This is a genomic window from Emticicia sp., assembly GCF_049241225.1.
Lineage (GTDB): Bacteria > Bacteroidota > Bacteroidia > Cytophagales > Spirosomataceae > Emticicia.
This window is the reverse complement of sequence record NZ_JBMLRC010000132.1, coordinates 1-20563: the sequence shown is the minus strand read 5'-3', so window position 1 is coordinate 20563 and position 20563 is coordinate 1. Positions and strand designations below refer to the sequence as shown.

17 protein-coding genes and 1 pseudogene are annotated in these 20563 nt (G+C 39.8%); 6 read left to right on the top strand and 12 right to left on the bottom strand.

The features are described from left to right. Positions 1-575: pseudogene (locus tag ACOVO2_RS08170) on the top strand (hypothetical protein); the annotation flags it as partial. Positions 576-783: 208 nt separating this feature from the next. Here ACOVO2_RS08170 and ACOVO2_RS08165 read toward each other — a convergent pair. From ACOVO2_RS08165 to ACOVO2_RS08155, 3 genes are all read right to left on the bottom strand, one after another. Continuing rightward, on the bottom strand, positions 784-1698 hold the full coding sequence (locus ACOVO2_RS08165) for a heme-binding protein (protein WP_421769486.1): 915 nt from the start codon (positions 1696-1698) through the stop codon (positions 784-786). 32 nt (positions 1699-1730) lie between these two features. Beyond that, positions 1731-3716 carry a hypothetical protein gene (locus tag ACOVO2_RS08160; RefSeq protein ID WP_421769485.1) on the bottom strand — a complete coding sequence of 662 codons (1986 nt, stop codon included), beginning with the start codon at positions 3714-3716 and terminating at the stop codon, positions 1731-1733. Between the two features lie 111 nt (positions 3717-3827). After that, positions 3828-5021: an FAD-dependent oxidoreductase gene (locus ACOVO2_RS08155; protein WP_421769484.1), complete on the bottom strand. Its 1194-nt coding sequence runs from the start codon at positions 5019-5021 to the stop codon at positions 3828-3830. Between the two features lie 299 nt (positions 5022-5320). Between ACOVO2_RS08155 and ACOVO2_RS08150 the strand changes: the two genes are divergently transcribed. From ACOVO2_RS08150 to ACOVO2_RS08140, 3 genes are read left to right on the top strand one after another with little or no spacing between them, the layout of a single operon-like run. Further along, entirely contained in the window at positions 5321-5752 is a 432-nt protein-coding gene (locus ACOVO2_RS08150; protein ID WP_421769483.1) for a hypothetical protein, read from the top strand. Positions 5753-5764: 12 nt separating this feature from the next. Continuing rightward, entirely contained in the window at positions 5765-7654 is a 1890-nt protein-coding gene (locus tag ACOVO2_RS08145) for a GMC family oxidoreductase (protein WP_421769482.1), read from the top strand. 3 nt (positions 7655-7657) lie between these two features. Continuing rightward, on the top strand, positions 7658-8776 hold the full coding sequence (locus tag ACOVO2_RS08140) for a ferritin-like domain-containing protein (protein ID WP_421769481.1): 1119 nt from the start codon (positions 7658-7660) through the stop codon (positions 8774-8776). A 229-nt stretch (positions 8777-9005) separates the two neighbouring features. Here the strand turns inward: ACOVO2_RS08140 and ACOVO2_RS08135 are convergent, their stop codons facing one another. After that, positions 9006-9377 carry a DUF423 domain-containing protein gene (locus tag ACOVO2_RS08135; RefSeq protein ID WP_421769480.1) on the bottom strand — a complete coding sequence of 124 codons (372 nt, stop codon included), beginning with the start codon at positions 9375-9377 and terminating at the stop codon, positions 9006-9008. 224 nt (positions 9378-9601) lie between these two features. Continuing rightward, entirely contained in the window at positions 9602-10894 is a 1293-nt protein-coding gene (locus ACOVO2_RS08130; protein WP_421769479.1) for a DUF3472 domain-containing protein, read from the bottom strand. Positions 10895-11032: 138 nt separating this feature from the next. Here ACOVO2_RS08130 and ACOVO2_RS08125 point away from each other — a divergent pair, with 138 nt between their 5' ends. Continuing rightward, positions 11033-11914, top strand: a complete 882-nt coding sequence (locus tag ACOVO2_RS08125) for a pirin family protein (protein ID WP_421769478.1) — start codon at positions 11033-11035, stop codon at positions 11912-11914. Between the two features lie 156 nt (positions 11915-12070). On the opposite strand, the gene ACOVO2_RS08120 is transcribed toward ACOVO2_RS08125, so the two are convergent. The 7 genes from ACOVO2_RS08120 to ACOVO2_RS08090 form a co-directional block, all read right to left on the bottom strand. Further along, entirely contained in the window at positions 12071-12733 is a 663-nt protein-coding gene (locus ACOVO2_RS08120; protein WP_421769477.1) for a YggS family pyridoxal phosphate-dependent enzyme, read from the bottom strand. Positions 12734-12810: 77 nt separating this feature from the next. Further along, positions 12811-13686 (bottom strand): aldo/keto reductase, encoded by an 876-nt coding sequence (locus tag ACOVO2_RS08115; protein WP_421769476.1) that lies wholly within the window; start codon positions 13684-13686, stop codon positions 12811-12813. Positions 13687-14020: 334 nt separating this feature from the next. Further along, on the bottom strand, positions 14021-14431 hold the full coding sequence (locus ACOVO2_RS08110) for an RrF2 family transcriptional regulator (RefSeq protein WP_421769475.1): 411 nt from the start codon (positions 14429-14431) through the stop codon (positions 14021-14023). 4 nt (positions 14432-14435) lie between these two features. Next, a complete protein-coding gene (locus ACOVO2_RS08105) occupies positions 14436-15185 on the bottom strand; it encodes a DUF2490 domain-containing protein (RefSeq protein WP_421769474.1) in 750 nt (249 codons plus the stop codon). Positions 15186-15215: 30 nt separating this feature from the next. Beyond that, a complete protein-coding gene (locus ACOVO2_RS08100) occupies positions 15216-16109 on the bottom strand; it encodes a DUF1684 domain-containing protein (protein WP_421769473.1) in 894 nt (297 codons plus the stop codon). A gap of 118 nt (positions 16110-16227) precedes the next feature. Next, entirely contained in the window at positions 16228-18795 is a 2568-nt protein-coding gene (locus ACOVO2_RS08095) for a TonB-dependent receptor (RefSeq protein WP_421769472.1), read from the bottom strand. A 399-nt stretch (positions 18796-19194) separates the two neighbouring features. Continuing rightward, positions 19195-19704, bottom strand: a complete 510-nt coding sequence (locus tag ACOVO2_RS08090; protein ID WP_421769471.1) for a hypothetical protein — start codon at positions 19702-19704, stop codon at positions 19195-19197. A gap of 165 nt (positions 19705-19869) precedes the next feature. Here ACOVO2_RS08090 and ACOVO2_RS08085 point away from each other — a divergent pair, with 165 nt between their 5' ends. Next, entirely contained in the window at positions 19870-20238 is a 369-nt protein-coding gene (locus ACOVO2_RS08085) for a winged helix-turn-helix domain-containing protein (RefSeq protein ID WP_421769470.1), read from the top strand. Positions 20239-20563: the final 325 nt, after the last annotated feature.

Genomic DNA, 20563 nt, shown 5'->3' with positions numbered 1-20563 from the left:
GTACGCACGAAGATACACTCGTTGAAGAACACATCGCTGGTATTCCTGCCGACCAGTTTATGAATAATCACCTCAACGATGCCAATTTTAATCCCATTCGTTTGAGTAAAGAGTTTATCAAGTTCAACGAGCGTTGTTTTGTAAGGCTTTTGGGCGATATGCACTCCTCAAATTTTGTGATAATTGTTACGCCTGATTTTGAAGATTTCCATTACCGCCTACGAGCGATTGACTTCGACCAACAATCATACGAGGCGTCAAAGTCGGTCTACATGCCACAGTACTTTAAGCAAAACAATGCTATGATTCAGATGGGAATGAAGTTTCTTACGCCCGAGTCGGTGAAACAATACCAAGCCGAAGAACGAACGCTCATTGCCAATAGATTGCGAGAAGAAAAAAGCAGAATGCACGATTTGATTGAAACCATGAAAAAAGATACGCTTTCGTTGCCAGAAAATCTAGAATCTCTCAAAAAAGATTTGGCAAGGCATTATCAAAATACTAATTTTCTGAATTGTAAAAGTATGGGCGAAGTGGTAGAGTTGAGTTTGAAATTGGTTTTGATACATTGAAATAAAAGGCTGTCTTAAAAATAAAATCAACCAAATAATATTCTGCAAATCACCTCATCCCAACCCTTCTCCTCACAGGAGAAGGGCTCTAAGTCTCCCTCTCCTGCGAGGAGAGGGAGATTTAGAGGGTGAGGCGGCCGACGCTCGGTCAAATGCTATCCAAATATTCTTTTGTGAAGAAAACTTTTGAGACAGCCTCTTGGTTTTTTTATGATACTTTTCTCATGGTATTTACGGTCACGTGTGGCCAAACCACTGGAATATTTTGCCCCGTTGGTGGGAATACCAAATTGATTGTCTGTGTATATTGTAATTGTAAAATATTAGGCTGCCCAGCTGTTGGGTTTTCGATTTCTTCTATCCAAAAAATTGCCTCCATGTCGGTTGTTTTGATATTTTGTTGGATAAACGGAATATTCAAAATACCTCCATCCGTATTCTTTGTCGAGAACGATAAGGTAGTCATGCTTGCCAATTTCTGCGAACCTAATGTAGTTTCTAAAAACGAATTAGGATTTAATTGATTAAACTCCGGAAATTGGTTTGTATTATATTGGCCTTCACCATATCCTAAAGGTAAGCGACCCGCCACAGCAAAAGGGAAAGTATTAGCAGTGCCAAAGAAATCGTTGTTGGGTGGCAGTGTATCAAATGATGTACCTGGGGCAAGTACCGAATTTCCGTGCGGAATTGTTGCCAAACGAACCACATCAAAGTTTGAATTAAGGTTTTGAATATTCAAGAAAAACCCTCTTTCGGCATGAATTTCTTGTCCTTTTCCGAATCCCCTCGAATTACAGAAATCAGTTTCGCAGGTACTATGAATGACTTGCTCGTACATCAAGCCCACTATTTGTTGGGTATTTTCTACGCCGTCAATAAATGGTCCACGATTACTGGCCGTCACGACTGGTTTAAAAGTAAGTGTTTCGATGTACGGAATTACTTCTAACACAAACTCCTGTTGTGGTGGTCCGGGAACTGCAATAACATTCCAACCCATACCTGGGTCGCTCTCCCAAGTACCTTGAAGTTGTGTGAGGGGTCCTAAATCTACTTGAGAAGCCTGTGCTTTTGTGAGTATTTGGATACCTGCTGGTATTACACCAAATTTAGTTTTCATGACTGTAAGTGTTTTGAGGTTAAATGTTAAATCTATTTTTTAGAACTCGGACAAATAAATGGATAATTGGTGTCGTCAATGATTGGCTTGATTCCAAAGAAGTCGTTCAATACCGACTCGGCCGTGCAGTAAGCTCCTTCTACCCAAGCTTGGTCGTTCGAATAGGTTTCGCCTACAATAAAAATATTGGCATCTGCTCCGTCAATTAATTGAGATGGCTTACGAATATTTTGTTGTACTTCGCCAATATTGTAGTGAGCAGCATAAGCATGATAGCCCGCATTGAATGGCGGCAATGACCAGTCCATGTACGAAACTTCGAGTGGCTCAGGCACGGCCGTATAATCGGAAGCTGGGCCAAAATGCACCGCTGCCAATTGCTTACGAAGCATCTTGACCATAATCTCGGGGGCCTTGCGAGGGCCATCGAGTGGTTGTGTGTTTTCCGAAATTGGAATTTTACGCTCGGCATTAGGGCCTAATTCAAGCTCTTGCCAGAAAGTCGTAAAACTTTCATCGTCATAACTTGCCAAAAGCCCGTAAACTGGTTCGGCTTTTTCATCGAGAGCATTATTTCCAAAATAAACTACCTGACGAATTGGCGTATCAGTCACGCTCGGTCCAATGGTATTTCGTTTGGCGGTAGTCAAGATTTGTTGTTCTTGTTTGTAAGTCAATCGTTCTTCAACGCAGGCCTCAACGGCTTTGATGAAATCAGCTGCCGAAGCAAACGGCGTTTCCATCAAATTATCATCAGCGGCAATAAGATTGATGTATTCCTGCGGAAAATCACTGAGTTGAGTCAAGACATCGCTCGTAATTTCATAACTCAAAATCGGTGCGGGATACGGCGTTGTGCTTTCTGTCCACCATTCTCTATCGAAAAACATTCCTACTTTATACGAAGGTTGCATAATGGCCGACTCTAAGAAAAGTTGTACTTTTCTATGATTCAGCACATCAATTCCTTCGTGGTTTTCGTAGCGTGTGGCTTGGGCAACCAAATCAATGGCGTAGCGTGGCATGGCCAACCAAGCAGCATCGGTTGTTTTTGAAGCACTTTTTTTATTTGGATTTTTACGAGTAGCGATTCCGTAATGAATCACACCATCAATTTGTAAAATCGAGTGTAGGCGAGTATTTGGATGATATTCAAAATTGATACCTTTTTCGGAAGCTAATTTCAGAATTTCATCGAAAAGAGCATTAAACATACTCGAAAAACCCAATGTAAGTGTGCGGTATTCGTTGCCAGGGGTAAATTCATTATTCGATTGAAACGCCACTGCAGAGTTCCAGTTGATGACGTTCGACGAATATCCATTTCCATCAGCCACGTAATTATACCCCTCCGAACCCAGTTGGTCATACATCAAATTCCAATAGCCAATATCTTTCAATAAATCGCCTTTTTGGTAAACCGACGAATCGGGTAAATCGACATTGATTCTTCCGTTTTCATAAAAATCGCACCATTCGGCACGGGTCTGTGGGCCAGAAGTGGCCGTAACTGCCAAATTCTCGACGGTAGCAAAACCAGTATCGGGCGAGTCTGTTGCACCAAAATGGTCAACATTATAGGGTGCTGGGTTGCTTGATGTTATATCATTAAGGTACATATTTTTTGTACGCAAATAATACAACGGATTTGTTGACTCATTGAATGGCACCGAATATTTATCAAGCCCCAATTGATTAATAACCGTCGTTACTACACGATGCCCACCTGCTTCACCACCATTATCGCCATTCCAGTACGAATACCTCATTCCGCCCAATTCGAGGTACGATTTTGTATTGTCATTTTGGTAATGCCACGTACAGATTCTGGCTCCTGCCGCACGAGTTCCCGTATATTCGCTCGAAAAATCGTATTTTCCCCAATCATACAATTCGAGGGTATCACCTTTTTTTAGTTGTTTGGCTTTGCCTTCTTCGGTTTCGGCCACTCCGTTCAGAAGTCGCCATGCCGTGTAAAGCCCCGAAGCTCCCGCTCCAAAAATTGAATAAGTTTTCATGGTTATAGGTGCTTTTAGCACAATTAAGAATTGAGAATTAAAAATTGAGGATGTAGTCCATTTGTTTAGTAAACATCACAATGTACAAGCTTCAGTTTTTTTGCCGATTTTTTAAAGAGATTTAAAGTATTTGTGTCCCAACTGAAAATGCTTAATATCATAGGGTGTTTTACCATCAAGGGTTAAATCGGTTAAGATTTTCCCTAAAAACGGCACAAATTTCGCTGCCCAACCTGTAGCATAAAGCACAATATCTTGATGATTCGGGACATAATTAGGAGCAAAATCAATGATTAGTTCTTTGGTTGGCACATCGCTCAAAGCTATCAGACAAGTGGAAGTATAATGTGGAGTTGGGTCGAGGCCAGTCATGTGGTCTTTTACCCACTGAGCCGTATAGGCCAATTCCTGTGGATTTGGCACAAGCGTACGCTGATTAGGATTGGTTAAGGGTTGTATAACAAAGTCGGGAGCAACTCGAATATATTCAGGATGATTCCAATCAACACTCGGAAAGCCGTAAAACTGATTCCCATTGCTGCCAACGGCATTCTGAAAAACAAACCACGTTGGATACTGAATCTTAGGGTCGAGTTTCTTGAAATATGCCGAGGTCATATTCCAATAAGTGGCCCTTATCGTAAAATTTAGTTGATTAATTACACTATCAATGTAAGGCCCAGGAACAATCACCAGTTTTTCGGAGATAAACGTACCTTCGGGCGTGGTAATCTCAAAGGTATCTTTGTGCTGTTTCACCCCAATTACGGGGCATTCTTCTTTCATTGTCACGTAAGGACTTTTCGAGTTCAAATCATAAAGCGTTTGCAAGGTCGCTCGTAAATCAATACTTGCTCCATCGGCTTGAAATAAACCTGTGTAAGTTTCGGGTAAGTTTTTAAAATGATATTGCTCTTCGATCTCCTTAGAAGTGAGCGAAGTATAAGGCACATTGAGTTGTTGTAGTGCCTTTTCGGCTTGACTGATATTTCCCTCGGTTGACTTCACGGATGGGTCGCCAAACCAAAGCGTGCCCACTTTATCTAATAACTTTACGGGCGTATGCGATTGCAATTCGTCCCAATAAGGCTCAGAATCCAACACAAATTGCACCATGTAGCTCTCGGGATACGGAATTCTGAATTGTCGAGAAACTCCCGCCGAACTTCCCATTTGATTAATAAAACGAAACTGCTCCAGTACAAGCGTATCCGTTTTTTTCTTACCCAGATGATAGGCAGTAGAAAGCCCCATTGCTCCCCCTCCTATCACAATTACTTCATAATTTTTTTTAGTTTTTGGCATGGCATTAAGTTTCGTATAGTATAACGGTTTTTATAAAGGCGGGAGCATCACTAAAAGTAGTGTGTGAATTACTTTTAGGATACACAAAACTATTGCAAATCTTCAAGCCACAGAAGCGTATAAATGCCCGATTTCAAAAACAGGTATTTATACGCATTTGCGTTTTTACTATTCAATATATCTTTGCTAAACCTTAGTAAACGTTATAGCCATTAAAACCTAATCCACTATCTATCAAGCCATTGTGGCACCCATACCCTATACATTTCCTCTAAAATCTGTTAAACTTTACTTACACAATGAACAACCACGTAGTTTCAAGTAAAACCTTCTTGACTATCTCGACCTACCTAACGGGATACAGCGAAGTTGAGCTTTTGGGTACGGGCATGTTAGAAACTTATTTCAATGTTTTTCTGGAAAAGTTTTCGCCCGAAACACTCCATTATTTCTTTGCCGAAGTTGATGAAATCCTGCTCGAATCAGCGGGCGATGAAGACCAAATCAATGCGGCCATTGCGGCACGTCTCATACCCGACTCGGCTTATGATGGCATAGCCAAAAACATTATTTTGGTTTGGTACACTGGCAACTGGGGAAGCGATGTCATCAGCACGCAGTCGTATCAACAAGGCTTGATGTGGGATGCGGCCGAAGCACACCCACCCGGTGCAAAGCAGCCTGGCTACGGCTCTTGGGCCAACTTACCAATCAGAATTCCAACCAAATAATGCTCAACAAAAATGGAAAAGAAGACAAAAGAAGAATTTGATGTCGTAATCGTTGGTTCGGGTATTGCAGGAAGTGTTTTGGCAAAAACGCTTACCAATGCTGGCAAAAACGTATTACTACTCGAAGCAGGATTGCAAGCTGGCATGGCTTTCGACCCCGAAGCTGCCTACAAGAATTACCAATATTACATAGATACATTTTATAAGGCATCGGCCAAAGTGCCAAATTCGCCGTATCCGAATATCAAAGATGCTCAGTCGATTGATGTACTTGATATTGAGCCAATTACGCAAACTAATAGCCCATCAACCAAAGGTTATTTGGTGCAGGCAGGGCCATTGCCTTTTGGTAGCGACTGTCTGCGTGGGCCGGGCGGGACTACGCTTCACTGGTTGGGTTCTACGCCACGTATGTTGCCCAACGATTTTCAGATGCAAACACTCTACGGTCAGGGTGTCGACTGGCCCATTTCATACGACGAGCTCATGCCTTATTACGAAATGGCTGAAAACGAAATCGGGGTTTCGGGCAATGTTGAAGACCAAGTTGGGCCAGATATGGGCATTGAGAATTACGGAGAAGGATATGTTTTTCCGATGAAAGAGATTCCACAAAGTTATCTCGACCAAGTGTGTATCGAAAAAACACAAAATCTCAAAGTAAAACTTCACGGTAAAGAATATACGATTACCTGCATCAGCACACCACAAGGCCGAAATTCAATTCCAAACCCTGCTTATAAGTTTGCAGGAACGTATTGGAATAAAAAAGCCCAAAAGCTCGAACTGGTCAAAAACGATGAAGAATACGAGCCAGTGGGTGCTATCTGGGACCAAAACACAGGACATCGCTGCGAAGGCAATGCCAGTTGTGTGCCTATTTGCCCAGTGCAAGCCAAATACAATGCACTCAAGACTCTTCGCAAGTCCGACCCGAAACGACTAAAAATTATTACCCAAGCTGTGGCTTCTAAAATATATACTGATGAAATTACCAACGCCATCACGGGCATCGAGTACAAAAAATATAAATACGAAAACTCGACTGTCTATGATACTGCCATTGCACGAGGCAAAATTTATGTGTTGGCGGCCAGTGCCATTGAAAATGCAAAAATTTTGTTGACATCGGGCATTGCCAATTCGAGCGACCAAGTTGGCCGTAACCTCATGGACCACCTCGTGATGCTTACTTGGGGACTACTTCCCGAAAAAGCTTATCCGTATCGTGGGCCAGGTTCTACGACTAATATTCCGACTTTTAGAGATGGAGAATTTAGAAAAGAGCACGCCGCTTGGATTTCGCCAATTGATAACTGGGGCTGGTCTTGGCCAGTTTTTTCACCTGGCTCTGATGTAAGCTCGGCCGTGAGTAGCGGAATGTTTGGTAAAAAACTGCGTAGCCACCTCAACGATGTACTTCCTCGACAATTATTGTTGCATTTTGAGTGCGAACAAACGCCCGACCCAAATAATCGAGTGACGATTGACCCGCAGTACAAAGACCAACTTGATAATTATCGCCCTGTAATTCACTACGATGCTTCGGAATACATGAAGAAATCGTTTGAAGCGGCCAAAAAAGTTTCTGACCAAATTTTTGCGGCCAATGGCGTGGAAGATTACACTGCTTACAGTGTGGCCAACGACCCCGACTACGTAACCTACAAAGGTCAAGGCTATAATTTCTGGGGGGCTGGGCATATCGTAGGTACGCATCGCATGGGTTCATCGAAAGAAGATTCGGTGGTTGATAAAAACCAACGCACATGGGACCACGAAAATCTATATCTCGTAGGCTGTGGAAACATGCCAACTCTCGGAACATCGAACCCAACGCTTACGATGACCGCTCTCAGTTTTAAAGCCGCCGAGGCAATTCTCAAACAATTAGAAAACTAAGCCATGGAATCACTCTTTCAAACAAATAATCCGAAACGCCACAAAATCATTTCGGATAGATTCGATACTATTCAATTAAAAAGCAGCGGTGAGCAATTTGAGACAGCTTCGCAAGAAACCCTCCACAAAAAGCTCGAAATCTTAAAAGATGATATACAATCGGCCATTGAGCTGGAGCATTCAACCATTCCGCCGTATCTTTGTGCGTTATATTCTATCAAAGACGGTGCAAACGATTACGCAGCCAATACCATCAAAAGCATTGTTTTAGAAGAAATGCTACACATGATTATGGCTGCCAATATTCTCAACGCCATCGGTGGTAGCCCAGCCATCAACACGCCCGATTTTATTCCCGAATACCCAACCAAACTTCCGAAAATCACCGAAGATTTTTATGTAAGTCTCGAAAAATTTTCGAAGAGTTCGATAAGCACTTTCTTGCAAATCGAGAAATCGGCCGAGCATAAACCACATCCAGGAAAGGAATATCATTCGATTGGCGAATTTTATGCTTCCATCAAAAGAAGACTAAAATGGCTTGATAAGGCCATTGAGGGCGGAATCTTCACCGGAAAACCCGAATTACAAATCACCACCGAGCAATATTATGGCAGTGGTGGAAAACTCGTTTCAGTTTATTGCTTAGATGACGCCATTTTGGCCATTGATGAAATTGTGGGGCAAGGCGAAGGAATCGATGGAGAGATTGAAGACCCCGACCACGAATTATTTGGCGAGGGAATCGAATATGCTCATTATTTCCGCTTCAATGAGATTTATCACGAACAAAAATATCGCCCAAGAGATAGCCCACAAGAGCCACCAACAGGAAAACCAATAACGGTAGACTGGGATGCAGTTTATAACATGAAAGAAAATCCTAAGATGACAGATTTACCGAAAGACTCTGAAATTTGGCAGAAATCATATAACTTCAATAAAACTTATATGGCTTTGCTCAATAATATTCACGATGCTTGTAATGGAAATCCACAATTATTAATGCAGGGAATTGCGTTGATGTATGACTTGAAATACAAAGCCCTCGAACTAATGAAAATTCCGATTGCAGAAGGTAGCAGTATTACAGTCGGACCAAGTTTTGAGTATGTGGAGTAGAAATAAAGTTATACCCATGTATAAGTCATCCCGAATTTAGTGAGTATAGTACAAGTCTAAAAATTTGCAAACTCTCATTGCCGTCAGTTTTAACTAACGGTACCTTATATAAAAACAAATTCGACTTTAGTCGAAATACCTGTTTTGACTAAAGTCGAATTTGTTTCTGTCCAAAAACCGTCAGCTAAAGCAGACGGCAATGAATTTTAAAATTTCAAAATTGTTGTATTCAATCCTTTGTAATTGCCCAAAACATTAATAACCAACCAATTACGAGTAAAGTACCACCAATTGGAGCAACCGCCCCGAATACATTGAGGCCTGTAAAACAAATAGTATATAAAGCTCCGCTAAAAATCAATACGCCCGCCAACATGCAATAACCACTGTAAGTAAGGGTTTTATTTGAAATATGTTTCGATAAAATACCTATCAATACCAATGCGATTGCATGATAAAATTGGTAGCGAACACCAGTCTCGAAAGTCTCGAATCGACCACTTGCCGTAAGCATTGGTTTAAGAGCGTGAGCCCCAAAAGCACCAACCATCACCCCTACTGCTCCCAAAAGCGAGCCTGCCTGCAAAAAAAGTTTATTCATAATAATCTATTTTATAATTAATGCCGTGAAATTAATCAAAAAGCAGAATTCTTTATCGCTCGGAGATTAAAAGCTTTAAAATACTTAGTAACACGAACGTAAATTTCCACGTTTGACCCCATTCGAGGTCAGATATTGGTAGGGTGATTGTTTTTCTACCGATATTAGACCCCGAATGGGGTCGAACAAAATCGGCTCAATTTACTATCCGAAGAAACATTTTACTATGGTAACTTTGAAAAATCAATCGTTGGCATTTTGCCTTTCTTCAGTCGCTCAAAGCTTTGATTAAGTTTTGTATTATCATTAAAGAATCCACAATTTCTCAAATAAAACTGACCATTTTTCATGCCTCCATCATAATCTACTCGGTATCCCTTGCGGGCAGTATTATCGGCCGTAAGTGTAACTTGATTGAGTTCTGTCCAGCCATTTTTAGCTGTAAAAACCCATTGATTATCAAAGTTTCCCATGCGTTCTTGGTTCCCAGTTTCGGGAATAAAGTTTTCGAGAAAAGAATACAAACTTTTCAAATAAGTTGATGTTTTCGGGCGTTTGAAACTCGCAATCAGTCGCCATTGGTTTTCTTCGGGAGCAAAAAAGTAAGCCGTGTAGGTGGTATAATTATCGGTGGTAGGTTTTCCTTGCAACAAAAACTTATAAGTATTTCCAGCTTTCCAATTATACTTTAAATAGCTTTGTCCGCCCGAACCTTCATTGCCAAATTCGCCTGTATAGACCCCATCACCCTTTTTCAAGAGCAAAATCTTTTGGTCTTGTGGAATTGCCGCAGGATTATCGGTCGTGAACGGACTCCAAACCGAAAACAAAATTCTTCGTTCGGTTTCCGAATTTACTTGCATTCCGAAATAGCCTTCGCCAAAGCCATTAGCCATAAAATACGAGCCAATCACGTCATTTCCTTTCGGAATCGTGACTTCATTATAAAACCATTCCACATTCTCTAAACCATCAGTCGGATAACGTAAATGTACCGAAGGCCCTCTTCTTCCCCAATAAAAATAATTCCCTTCATTATTTTTTACATACGTAAGTTCAGAAGTAACCGAAGTACCACTCACTCCCAAACTCGAAATCATTCCGAAATTGGCATTTGTTTTAGTCATACCTTTTATATCGACCGAAACATAACCCGCCTGTGGCAGATTCCATTCTCCCACAAAAAACTCTCTTTCAGCATCACCTTCCGCCACAAACTCAATGCTTTTTCCTAAAATACTGACACTAATTTTACTTTTACTTCCTTTCGGATTCATCACGACCGATACTTTGAGCGAGCCTTTCTGGGCAACTTTAAAATAAGTACGGCAAACTGTTTTGTCAGAATTCCAATTTAGCAGGCCTTGTTCTTTTATTTCACCACCATTGGTTGTCCAAGCGTTTCCACCGAGCGGAACCATCTGCTTATTGGTATCATGCTCATTATCAAGCACTTTATCAGCTTTACATTGCAAAAAAGTTGTCAGAAATACGAGGATTAGAAATTGAGTTTTCATTGTTGTTGAAGAAGGTTGATAGAAATTATTGTATTTTCTGTGAAGGTAATTAAAAAATAAAAACCTATGGAACTATGGATAAATAAAATTAGTTGTATATACATATAATGTAAGTGTAAATATTAAATAGATACGACAATGAGCCATATAAAATCAGTACAGCAGATATTAACTCCGCCGCCATCTCACATGGTAGGCGATGGTTTCAGAGTGCATAATTTTTTTCCGAGTGGATATAAAATGGGAATGCACCGCATGAGTCCGTTTTTCTTGCTTGACTATAATTCAAAAGTTGAGTTTCCACCAAAAGATGAGCCCCGTGGCGTGGGTGTGCATCCACACCGTGGCTTTGAGACCGTTACAATTGCTTATCACGGTAAAATTGCTCACCATGATAGTAGCGGAAACAGTGGCATAATCGGCACAGGCGATGTACAATGGATGACCGCAGGAAGTGGGGTTTTACACAAAGAATACCACGACCGAGAGTACAGCAAAGCTGGTGGGTTGTTTCAGATGGTGCAGCTTTGGGTAAATTTGCCAGCCAAAGACAAAATGACCACACCAAAATATCAAGGTATAGAAAATGCTCAACTTGGCAAATACTATTTACCTGATAATCAAGGACTTGTTGAGGTAATTGCGGGCGAGTATAAAGGTATCAAAGGTGCAGCATCGACATTCACACCAATCAATATGTATAATGTTCATGCAAAAAAAGGGGCAATAGTTGATTTATCTTTAGATGAAAAACACAACACAGGAATTGTGGTAATTGAGGGAAGCGTGAAAGTAAATGATACTGAAACTGCTCCAGTAGATAACTTTATTTTATTCAGAAACGATGGAACAGAAATAAAAATCGAAGCCCTCGAAGATGCTGTGTTATTGGTGTTAAGTGGCGAGCCAATCAACGAACCAATCATGCAATACGGTCCATTTTTGATGAATAATAAAGCCGAAATATTGCAGGCGTATGATGATTTGGCAAAAGGGAAATTTGGCGTTTTGGAAGATTAATGCTTAGGAAGAAGTGAATATAAGAAGCATCAGAATACGTTTTTTCAAACGAGCTGAAAGAAATTTACCACGGAGGCACGGATTTCACAGATTTACACACAATATTTTTGAAAATTATCCGTGTCAATCTTAAAATCTGTGCCTCTGTGGTAAACGTCACTTATAAATTCTACCGCCAAAAATCTTGCTCCCAACGCGAATCATGTTGCTGCCTTCTTCGATGGCAATACCATAATCGCCACTCATACCCATTGAGAGAGTTATGAGTTTTGAGTGCGAAGTGCAGAGTTCTGAGTAAAAATCTTTCAACTTTTTAAACTCTTTTCTGATTTGAGTTTCGTCGTCGGTGAGGGTTGTCATACCCATCAGCCCTACGATTCTTACGTTTGGAAGTTTTTCCAGCGTTTCAGCTTTCAAAATCTCCAAACACTCTTCTTCGGTCATACCGCTTTTGGTATCTTCTTCGGCAATATAAATTTGCAATAAACAATCAATCACTCGATTGTGCTTGGCTGCTTGCTTATTGATTTCTTGCAGTAACTTCAAGCTATCAACCGAGTGAATTAGGCTTACAAACGGAGCAATATACTTTGCTTTATTTGACTGCAAATGACCAATAAAATGCCATTCGATATCCTTTGGCATTTGTTCGTATTTATCGACCAATTCCTGCACATAGTTTTCGCCAAAACGCTTAAAACCAGCATTATAAGCTTCCATGAGCATTTCTACTGGCTTGGTCTTCGACACCGCCACCAGCGTTACGCCTTTCCCTTCAATTTCTTTTTCTATGAACTGAATATTTTCTACAATTGCCATATTTTTATTTAAGAATTTTCGATTTAAATAAATGAGAAAAATCATTCTTAATTTTTAATTCTCAATTCTTAATTTATTTAAGATGCCACTGAAGTTTGGTAAATATCGTACCAGTCTTCACGGCTTAATTTAATATCTGAGGCACTGGCAGCATTGCGAATACGAGCTTCTGACAATGAGCCAATGATTGGTAGTGTACCCAACTGCATCAACCACGCAACCGCTGTTTGCTCTACGTTAGCATCATACTTTTTACCGATTGCTTCGAGTTTTGTTTTCAAAACCGCCGATTTTCCTTCTTTTCCATCAAGAATTTCGCCACCAGCGAGCGGAGCCCAAGCCAAAGGTTTGCTGAAACTTTGCTTAATAAAATCAAGGCGACCATCTTCGATAGCCGAAATGTTCATCAAATTTAGTTCGATATGGTTTGTCACGATTGGAATCGTGAGGTAAGAAGCCAATAATTGGTGTTGGAATGCGGTAAAATTAGCTACTCCGATATGCTTAACTTTCCCTGAATTAACGATTTCGGCCAAAGTCATTGCGGTTTGCTCTGGGTCGGCCAAGAAATCGCTTTGGTTCAGCAAGAAAATATCTAAATAGTCAGTTTTGAGTTTTTTCAATGAGTTTTCAACGCTACTCACAATATAATTATGAGAGTTATCGAAATAACTTACCTTACCGTTGCTTGATTTACGAATACCACATTTACTAAAAAGCACAATATCTTCACGCTTAAAAGACTTATTGGCGATGATTTTTCCGAATTGCTCTTCGATGGTCGAATCGCCGTAAATATCGGCATGGTCAAAGGTATTAATACCCAATTCTAAACATAAATTTATGATTTGCTCCATTTTGGCTGGAGTATTTTCTAAATTTTCCCAACGCCAAAATCCATAAATGGCTTCTGATACTTTCGGCCCCGAATCACTGAGATATACTTTCTTCATGTTGTACAAGATTTTTTATAGTGCGTAAAGATAATGGATTTAGTTTAAAAATAGTGGTAGAATTAGATTCTGAGTAGATAAATGATATTTCTACCCAGAATTGCAATACAACAAAATCACCAAACGATTGACTCTGTTGTCGTGGGTGGATTCGAACCACCTGCGAGGGTTTTGCAGACTCTCCGCCAACCATTTTGGCTCACGACCTTCTTTGAAATTGATACTTGGGGTTTATTTTCAACAAACCCCAGCACATCGGCAGTTTGGTTTAGGTAGATGAAGAATAAAATCTATTTAGTCTATAATTAATATATACTTTTTAATCAAAAAAATATTAAATCATGTCGGCCAGGGTAAGGCTCTCGTAAACGCCTAAATTTGCATCACGAACCTGCATCATGAGTGGCCGAATCTTGCAAGATTCTTCGCTTACACAGTCATCGCATTTACCATAAAAATGCAATGAAACACAGTGTGTAGGGGCTATGGGGCCATCAATCAGCCGAATCAGCCGAGCTAAGGAAATCTGATTCGGTGGCTCTTTCAAGAAATACCCTCCGTTCTTTCCTTGTGAGCTTTGCAAAACCCCTCCCCGACGTAAATCAAGCAAAATTGACTCTAAAAATCGGCGAGGCAAACTTTCTTCGGCGATGATGTCAGGCACGGTCAGTGGGTTACATTCACCAAAATGTTTTGCCAAAATTCGGAGTGCTTTTAAAGCATATTTTGTTTTTTTAGAAATCATAACTTTAGTGTTTTTTCTTTCTAAAATCAAGGTTTTGAAAATAGAAAAGCCTGATACTATTGATGTTTCTGAATTTGTTTCCCGCCGCCAATTGTTGGTAAACATTCATATAGCCGAATTGAAAATTTGAGTGAGAATCAATATTATAGGCTAGTCCAACGAAGAAACGATTTTGGTCGAAAACATTATAAACATTGTTTTTTGATAGATTTATCATGATTTCGTCGTTCAAAACGGCCGAAAAAGTCTTAGGCACGATACCTTTCTTACTCAAAGGAATATTGATGAGCATGTTTGCTCGTATTCGCTCATCAAATCGGTATCCATCGGCCAGCTCGTTATCATTTTTGATTTTTCTTCTAAAACGCTCTTCTAATCGAATCCACTGCATGGTTCTCACTTTTCCGTATTTCGTGTGCAATTGCAATTGATGCCAAATGCGGTGTTCGGGCTGCGAAACATTTGCGTGACCTTCTTCGGGAAAATGATAAGCATAATTGTAGGCATTCGTAAATTTCAAATCATCGTTGAGGTAATACATTACGCCCAAACGCCCTAAAAACCTTGAGGGTTCTTTGATGAAATGCTCGGTTGTACGAAAATGTGAATCAAACCAAACTCCCCATTTATCAGTTAGGCGGGTTTGATTGAAATATCCGAGCCAAAGTTGCTCTTCATCTTGTACATTTCTTGCGGTCTGAGCAAAAATTGAGTATGAACATAGCATTAAAGCGAGTAAAATTCTGCTTCTCATAGGCTTATTTAGGTTTTAAAAAATGAATTTTTAATGATTCCCGTAGTTTTTCTCACCAGCTCTAATCTCAATCGGTAAGAGGTTTTGTTTAGGCGGAAGCGGGCAAGTGGCATAAGGTGTAAAAGCACAAGGTGGATTATAGGCTTTATTGAAATCGAGATATGTGAAACCCTCGGCATCGGGTTTAGCAGCATATACAAATCGGCCAGCTCCGTAGGTTTCTTTTTTATTGGTTTTATCGCCGAAGATGATAAAAAACTCATCGCCTTCTTTCAGAGCATCTAATTTATATTCTTTTCCTGCAATAGTAAAGACCAAGACCCCAGGAGAATCTTGTTGTGAAGTTTGCCCAGTTACGTCCAAAATGGCAATTTTCTTACCTTCGGTTGGTACAAACTTGGCTTTTAATTTCCATTTCGGGTCAATTTTGAAAGTTTCGATTCCGTGAAATTCTTTCAAAAATGGACTTTCTAAATCTCGAAGCCTGATGGCATAGCGTTCGCCACGTTTTATCACAAACCAGCGTAATGAATTATGCTTCAGCACGATAGGCTTTTCAGCAGGAAAAAGTCTGAGCTTTTCTACCTTTTCATTTTCATTAAAGACCTCGGCATCGGCTTTGGTTTCCACAAAAACTTCTCCTTTCGATAAAATTATATCACCCAAAAAAGCCTTGCTTCTATCTTTCGGAAAAACAATTTTGTTTTCAGTGTTTCCACCAAACGAATTTCTACCTTCTTCGAGCCAAAACAAACCCGCTAGATTCAGCCAACCACTTTCTTTTTTTAGTCCTTCTATACGATTCTGATGCCACACTTTTATTTCTTTTTCGTAGTCAGAATCATCGGTTTTTGTACTCAACGAAAATAAAATTATCGAAGTCAAAATTCCTAAAAAACTGAATTGAGTATGATGCTTTGTCATATTGAATTTTATCTTTGAAATCCTAAATTAATAAAAAACTTAAGCTTCTGAGCAGCATTTTTGCTTTTTTTAATCATGTCATGCTCTATTTTCGAAAAAAATCATGACATGAAAGTTTTTAAAATGTATAACGAAGCGTAGTTCCGTAAGTTCGTGGGTCGCCCAGAATACCAGCGTATTGACCCGCACTACCCGGAGCCGCCAATAATTGCTCGAAATAATCTTTGTTGGCGAGATTTCTACCCCAAACAAAAAGCGAAATACCATTTGAAGCCCTAAAGCCAATTCGACCGTTCAATAAGGCATATCCGTCTATATTTAAATATTGTGAAGGCGACGGACTTGACGAAAACTCCGAACGAAAATATACATCAAGTGCCGCAAAATAATTACCTTTCAAGCCCAACAGATTGCCTTTAGTAGTTGCTTCTGCCCCAAACGAACCAGACCATTTTGAAATACCTGGTAAACGTCCACCCGAAATATCTTTAAAGGCTTGGGCACCACCCACTTCCTCGAGAGGTACAGGGGCATTAGTAAACGAAACATACTTTCCATCTGTATAGGCCAAAGCTGCATTAAGTATAAAATGATTGTTGATTTTGATATTTCCATCTAATTCAATACCTCTCACACGTACCTTTTCAGCATTTGCTAAATACCCTCTGTTTACGCCTGGCTCGGGTGTCTGAACCTGAGTTTGATAATCTTTGATTTCATCATTGAAAATCACAACATTTAAAACAGAATTAGAAGATGGTTTTGTTTTGATGCCGACTTCAATGTGCTGTACAAACTCTGGCTTCACTTCTGCAAGTTCAACCAATACTCGTCCGCTGGCGGTTGGCAAACCTCCAATATTTACGCCAACTGGTTTATAACTAACCGAATAAGTGGCAAAACTATTGATATCTTTATTGATTTTATATTGTAGTGTCAACTGTCCAGAAAAGTTTCCTTCGGTTACCTCGGTATCAAAAGCTTGATTGGTATAGACTGCATTTTTAAGGGCAATTAGAGCGGCATCAGTTGTTTGTAGTCCGCCATAGGTTTCTCTTTTGAAATTAGCTATTTTCTTGTCATAATTATATCTTATACCTGGCAAAATATGAAGTTTTTGAGAAACCGACCAATCGGCTTGACTAAACACGGCTAAACTTGTGCTTCGAATACGATTGGTTGTACGGATGCCGAAATTATCAAATAATCCCGGGGTTTTCCATAATGCACTTGTTGTACTTTGTGCAAATCTCCATTGTGCCGAGCCAGCCTCTTCGGTCTGAACTGGATCAGAGTTTAAATCTTGCCAAAGCCCAAACACGCCTACTACACCACTCAATTGTGATGATATTTTTCCCGAATATCGAATTTCTTGCGATAATTGCTCATGCACAGAATTTCCCGCTGAAATCGTAAAAATTGGCAATCCAGTATAATCACGATCATTGAGTGGAGTCCATTTCCAATATCGCCATGCCGAAGTTGAGGTTAATGTTCCGTTTCCGATTTTTATATCAGCATTTACCGAAGCACCGCCCAGCTGGTTATCTGCTTTTGATGGTGTATCGAGGTCAATAACTCTTTCGAATGGGCTGCTGTAGGGTAATTTATAGTTTAAGTCTTTGATGATAGCATCAAACTGGCGATACGCCGCACGTTTGGTTGTTACGACACCCGCCACTGGCCAACCATAACCGTTTGGTTTTTGGTCGGTGACATCAGCAATAAAAGTGATTTTAATTTTATCGGTTGGTGTATATAACAACTGACCTCTAAAACCAAGATTATTGATGTCGTTCATGTTTTGTTGGGTCTTGATATTAAAAAGCAAACCATCTCGTTGCGTACCCGAAAAAGAGATTCTTGCTGCCAATTTCTTACTCAAAGGCCCTGAGAGTGAACCTTTTGCTTGAATATAACCGTAGTTACCGTAGCTTAATTCAAAACTGGCGGTTGGGTCGAAACTGGCTTCACGAGTAGTGATATTAAACGCTCCTGCAGTTGTGTTTTTACCAAAAAGTGTTCCTTGTGGCCCACGTAGCACCTCTACACGGTCGATATCAACAAAATCAAGGGCTGTTGCGGCTGGGCGAGCGTAATAGACACCATCGACGTAAAATCCAACTCCTGGGTCAATTCCATCATTTGTCAGACCGAATGTAGAGCCCAAGCCACGAATATTTAAGGTAGTATTGCGGGCATTTGAGGCATAAAGCTGAACCGTCGGGACGAGTTCTTTCAGGCGATTTACGTTGAAAGCTCCAGCATCTTCGGCAGTTGCTCCACGAATAACCGAAATCGGAATCGGAATATCCTGCACAGCTTCCTGACGACGACGAGAAGAAACCACCACATCGGCCAATTTATTAACATCTTGTTCTAGTTTTATTTCAATTTTATTGTCGTTAATAACTATTTCTTTTTTTAAATAACCTACCGAAGAAACAACTATTGTAAAAGGAAGTTTCTGACCTGTCAGTAAAGAAAACTCTCCATTAATATCAGTTATTGAGCCGTTAGTAGTACCCTTAATTGAGACACTCGCCCCAATGAGAGGTTCGTTTGTTATAGCATCTATCACCTTTCCAGATACGGTAGCATTAATTGTTGGTTTCTCTTGAGCCGAAGCAAAAAAAGGTAAAAGAAATGCAGTTACAAGTACTATTGAATTTAAAAGTTTTTTCATTAATTTGTATTCGTTTAATGCAAAATAAGTTCTTGGCAGACAATTTTCGGATTGCTGTCGGGAGTCATTTAGCGGTGATATTATTTTTGTTAAACTCGACCAGTTTGGTGGCAGCCAAACTGGTTTTTTATTGCATAATTGTTAGTTTTTACAGATAATTTTTAGATTCATTCTTAAATATTTTTGTGTTTGATGAAGCAAAACTAAGAATCTATATTTAATCTACCAAATAAGTAGAGTAATAAATTTTAATACTTCCTTATCTTTATAAAAAAAGTAAATCAAATATTAGAATGATACTATTTTCGTGAATAAAAAAGTAGAGCCGTTGTATGATGCAACGGCTCTACCCAGCAATTCATTCATATTAACTATTTTTCATCACAATAAAATTAAGAATCACCTTATCTTACTGATATGTACTTGCTGATTAATGGTATCTTCAAAGAAATGATGAATCGTGAAGGTTTGCTCTGCTCCTACTTTTTGGCCTGTTTGGCCTAAAATCCATTCGATTACTGCCCCAATAGCCAAGATTGGTACTATCCACAAAATAGTTGCATCCAATTTTAGACTCATCCTGACCAAGCCAATCATTGTGATAAAAAATATACCAAGTCCGAAAAACACATAACCCATCAAAAATATCGCCCAAACACTCGGATGCGGACCGTACATTCCTCTGATAATCGTTTTGTGGTCGTCGGTTTCTTCAAAACTAATACTTAATTGTGGTGACCAATAATGTTGCTGTTCGGGTTTAATGCGAAGTAATCCGTGTGTGTTGAAAACTTTTCCTTCGACGGGTAGCGATGTTTTTTCAAGCCCATCGGTGAGTAGTTTTACAATATCGTTAGTGTTTTTTTCAGAAGTAATCTTAAATTTTGGACGGGTACGAAATGAAGTCATTGTATCAAAGGTTTAGAATAGATAATGACCAAAACTATCGAATGATTTTTTATCTTGAAATGAGAAAAATCATATTTTGGAGAGAAGATTTGGGTGATTTTAGCACTTTGAGAAGTTTTCAGTTGCAGAATTTTTATCTTTACCGCACCAAAATTGTTAAAACCAATGCCAATCAAAGATTTATTGAAACCCGAAAAGACTTTTCGTATTACTGGAATGCTCAGAATTGAGAGCGAAGATGACCGTTTTCTCGGCCCTGGTCGATTGGAATTGCTCGAAAATATCATCGAAACTGGTTCGATTAGTCAAGCAGCTAAACACATGGGAATGTCGTACAAAAAAGCTTGGGATTTGGTAAATTCGATGAATCTGCATACAATTAAACCCATCGTCAGCACCCAAACTGGCGGAGAGAAAGGCGGCGGAACAATTGTCACTGAAGAAGGAAAACAGCTTATTGCGGCATTTAAGAAACTACATGAAGAATTTCAACAGTCGTTTGATGAAAAAATGAGTATATTTCTTGAATCTTGATTTAAGGTCTAATGTTACGCCCGTTTTTAAATTTCCCCTCCTTCTTTTAAGCAGGGGTGTCAAGTTCTCTATTTTTAAATCCCTCCCCGTTGGGGAGGGATTTAGGGTGGGGTTAAAACGCAACAATTTTACCACATTTTGATGCCTTTTGACCTCACCCCCAGCCCCTCTCCGATTGGAGAGGGGAGCTTTTTTCGAGAACTTAACAACCCTCCTTAAAAGAAGGAGGGGAAATTAATACCGCTTAACATTAGTTGAAGTAAAAATTCCTACGTAAAAATCAATTTCAAACTCGCTATGACTAGACTCATTGCCAAAAGTATTT

Bases quoted from the DNA above. Each gene is read 5' to 3' on its own strand.
- ACOVO2_RS08165 (WP_421769486.1), bottom strand. From the start codon at position 1,698: ATGAAAACTAAATTTGGTGTAATACCAGCAGGTATCCAAATACTCACA.
- ACOVO2_RS08160 (WP_421769485.1), bottom strand. From the start codon at position 3,716: ATGAAAACTTATTCAATTTTTGGAGCGGGAGCTTCGGGGCTTTACACG.
- ACOVO2_RS08155 (WP_421769484.1), bottom strand. From the start codon at position 5,021: ATGCCAAAAACTAAAAAAAATTATGAAGTAATTGTGATAGGAGGGGGA.
- ACOVO2_RS08150 (WP_421769483.1), top strand. From the start codon at position 5,321: ATGAACAACCACGTAGTTTCAAGTAAAACCTTCTTGACTATCTCGACC.
- ACOVO2_RS08145 (WP_421769482.1), top strand. From the start codon at position 5,765: ATGGAAAAGAAGACAAAAGAAGAATTTGATGTCGTAATCGTTGGTTCG.
- ACOVO2_RS08140 (WP_421769481.1), top strand. From the start codon at position 7,658: ATGGAATCACTCTTTCAAACAAATAATCCGAAACGCCACAAAATCATT.
- ACOVO2_RS08135 (WP_421769480.1), bottom strand. From the start codon at position 9,377: ATGAATAAACTTTTTTTGCAGGCAGGCTCGCTTTTGGGAGCAGTAGGG.
- ACOVO2_RS08130 (WP_421769479.1), bottom strand. From the start codon at position 10,894: ATGAAAACTCAATTTCTAATCCTCGTATTTCTGACAACTTTTTTGCAA.
- ACOVO2_RS08125 (WP_421769478.1), top strand. From the start codon at position 11,033: ATGAGCCATATAAAATCAGTACAGCAGATATTAACTCCGCCGCCATCT.
- ACOVO2_RS08120 (WP_421769477.1), bottom strand. From the start codon at position 12,733: ATGGCAATTGTAGAAAATATTCAGTTCATAGAAAAAGAAATTGAAGGG.
- ACOVO2_RS08115 (WP_421769476.1), bottom strand. From the start codon at position 13,686: ATGAAGAAAGTATATCTCAGTGATTCGGGGCCGAAAGTATCAGAAGCC.
- ACOVO2_RS08110 (WP_421769475.1), bottom strand. From the start codon at position 14,431: ATGATTTCTAAAAAAACAAAATATGCTTTAAAAGCACTCCGAATTTTG.
- ACOVO2_RS08105 (WP_421769474.1), bottom strand. From the start codon at position 15,185: ATGAGAAGCAGAATTTTACTCGCTTTAATGCTATGTTCATACTCAATT.
- ACOVO2_RS08100 (WP_421769473.1), bottom strand. From the start codon at position 16,109: ATGACAAAGCATCATACTCAATTCAGTTTTTTAGGAATTTTGACTTCG.
- ACOVO2_RS08095 (WP_421769472.1), bottom strand. From the start codon at position 18,795: ATGAAAAAACTTTTAAATTCAATAGTACTTGTAACTGCATTTCTTTTA.
- ACOVO2_RS08090 (WP_421769471.1), bottom strand. From the start codon at position 19,704: ATGACTTCATTTCGTACCCGTCCAAAATTTAAGATTACTTCTGAAAAA.
- ACOVO2_RS08085 (WP_421769470.1), top strand. From the start codon at position 19,870: ATGCCAATCAAAGATTTATTGAAACCCGAAAAGACTTTTCGTATTACT.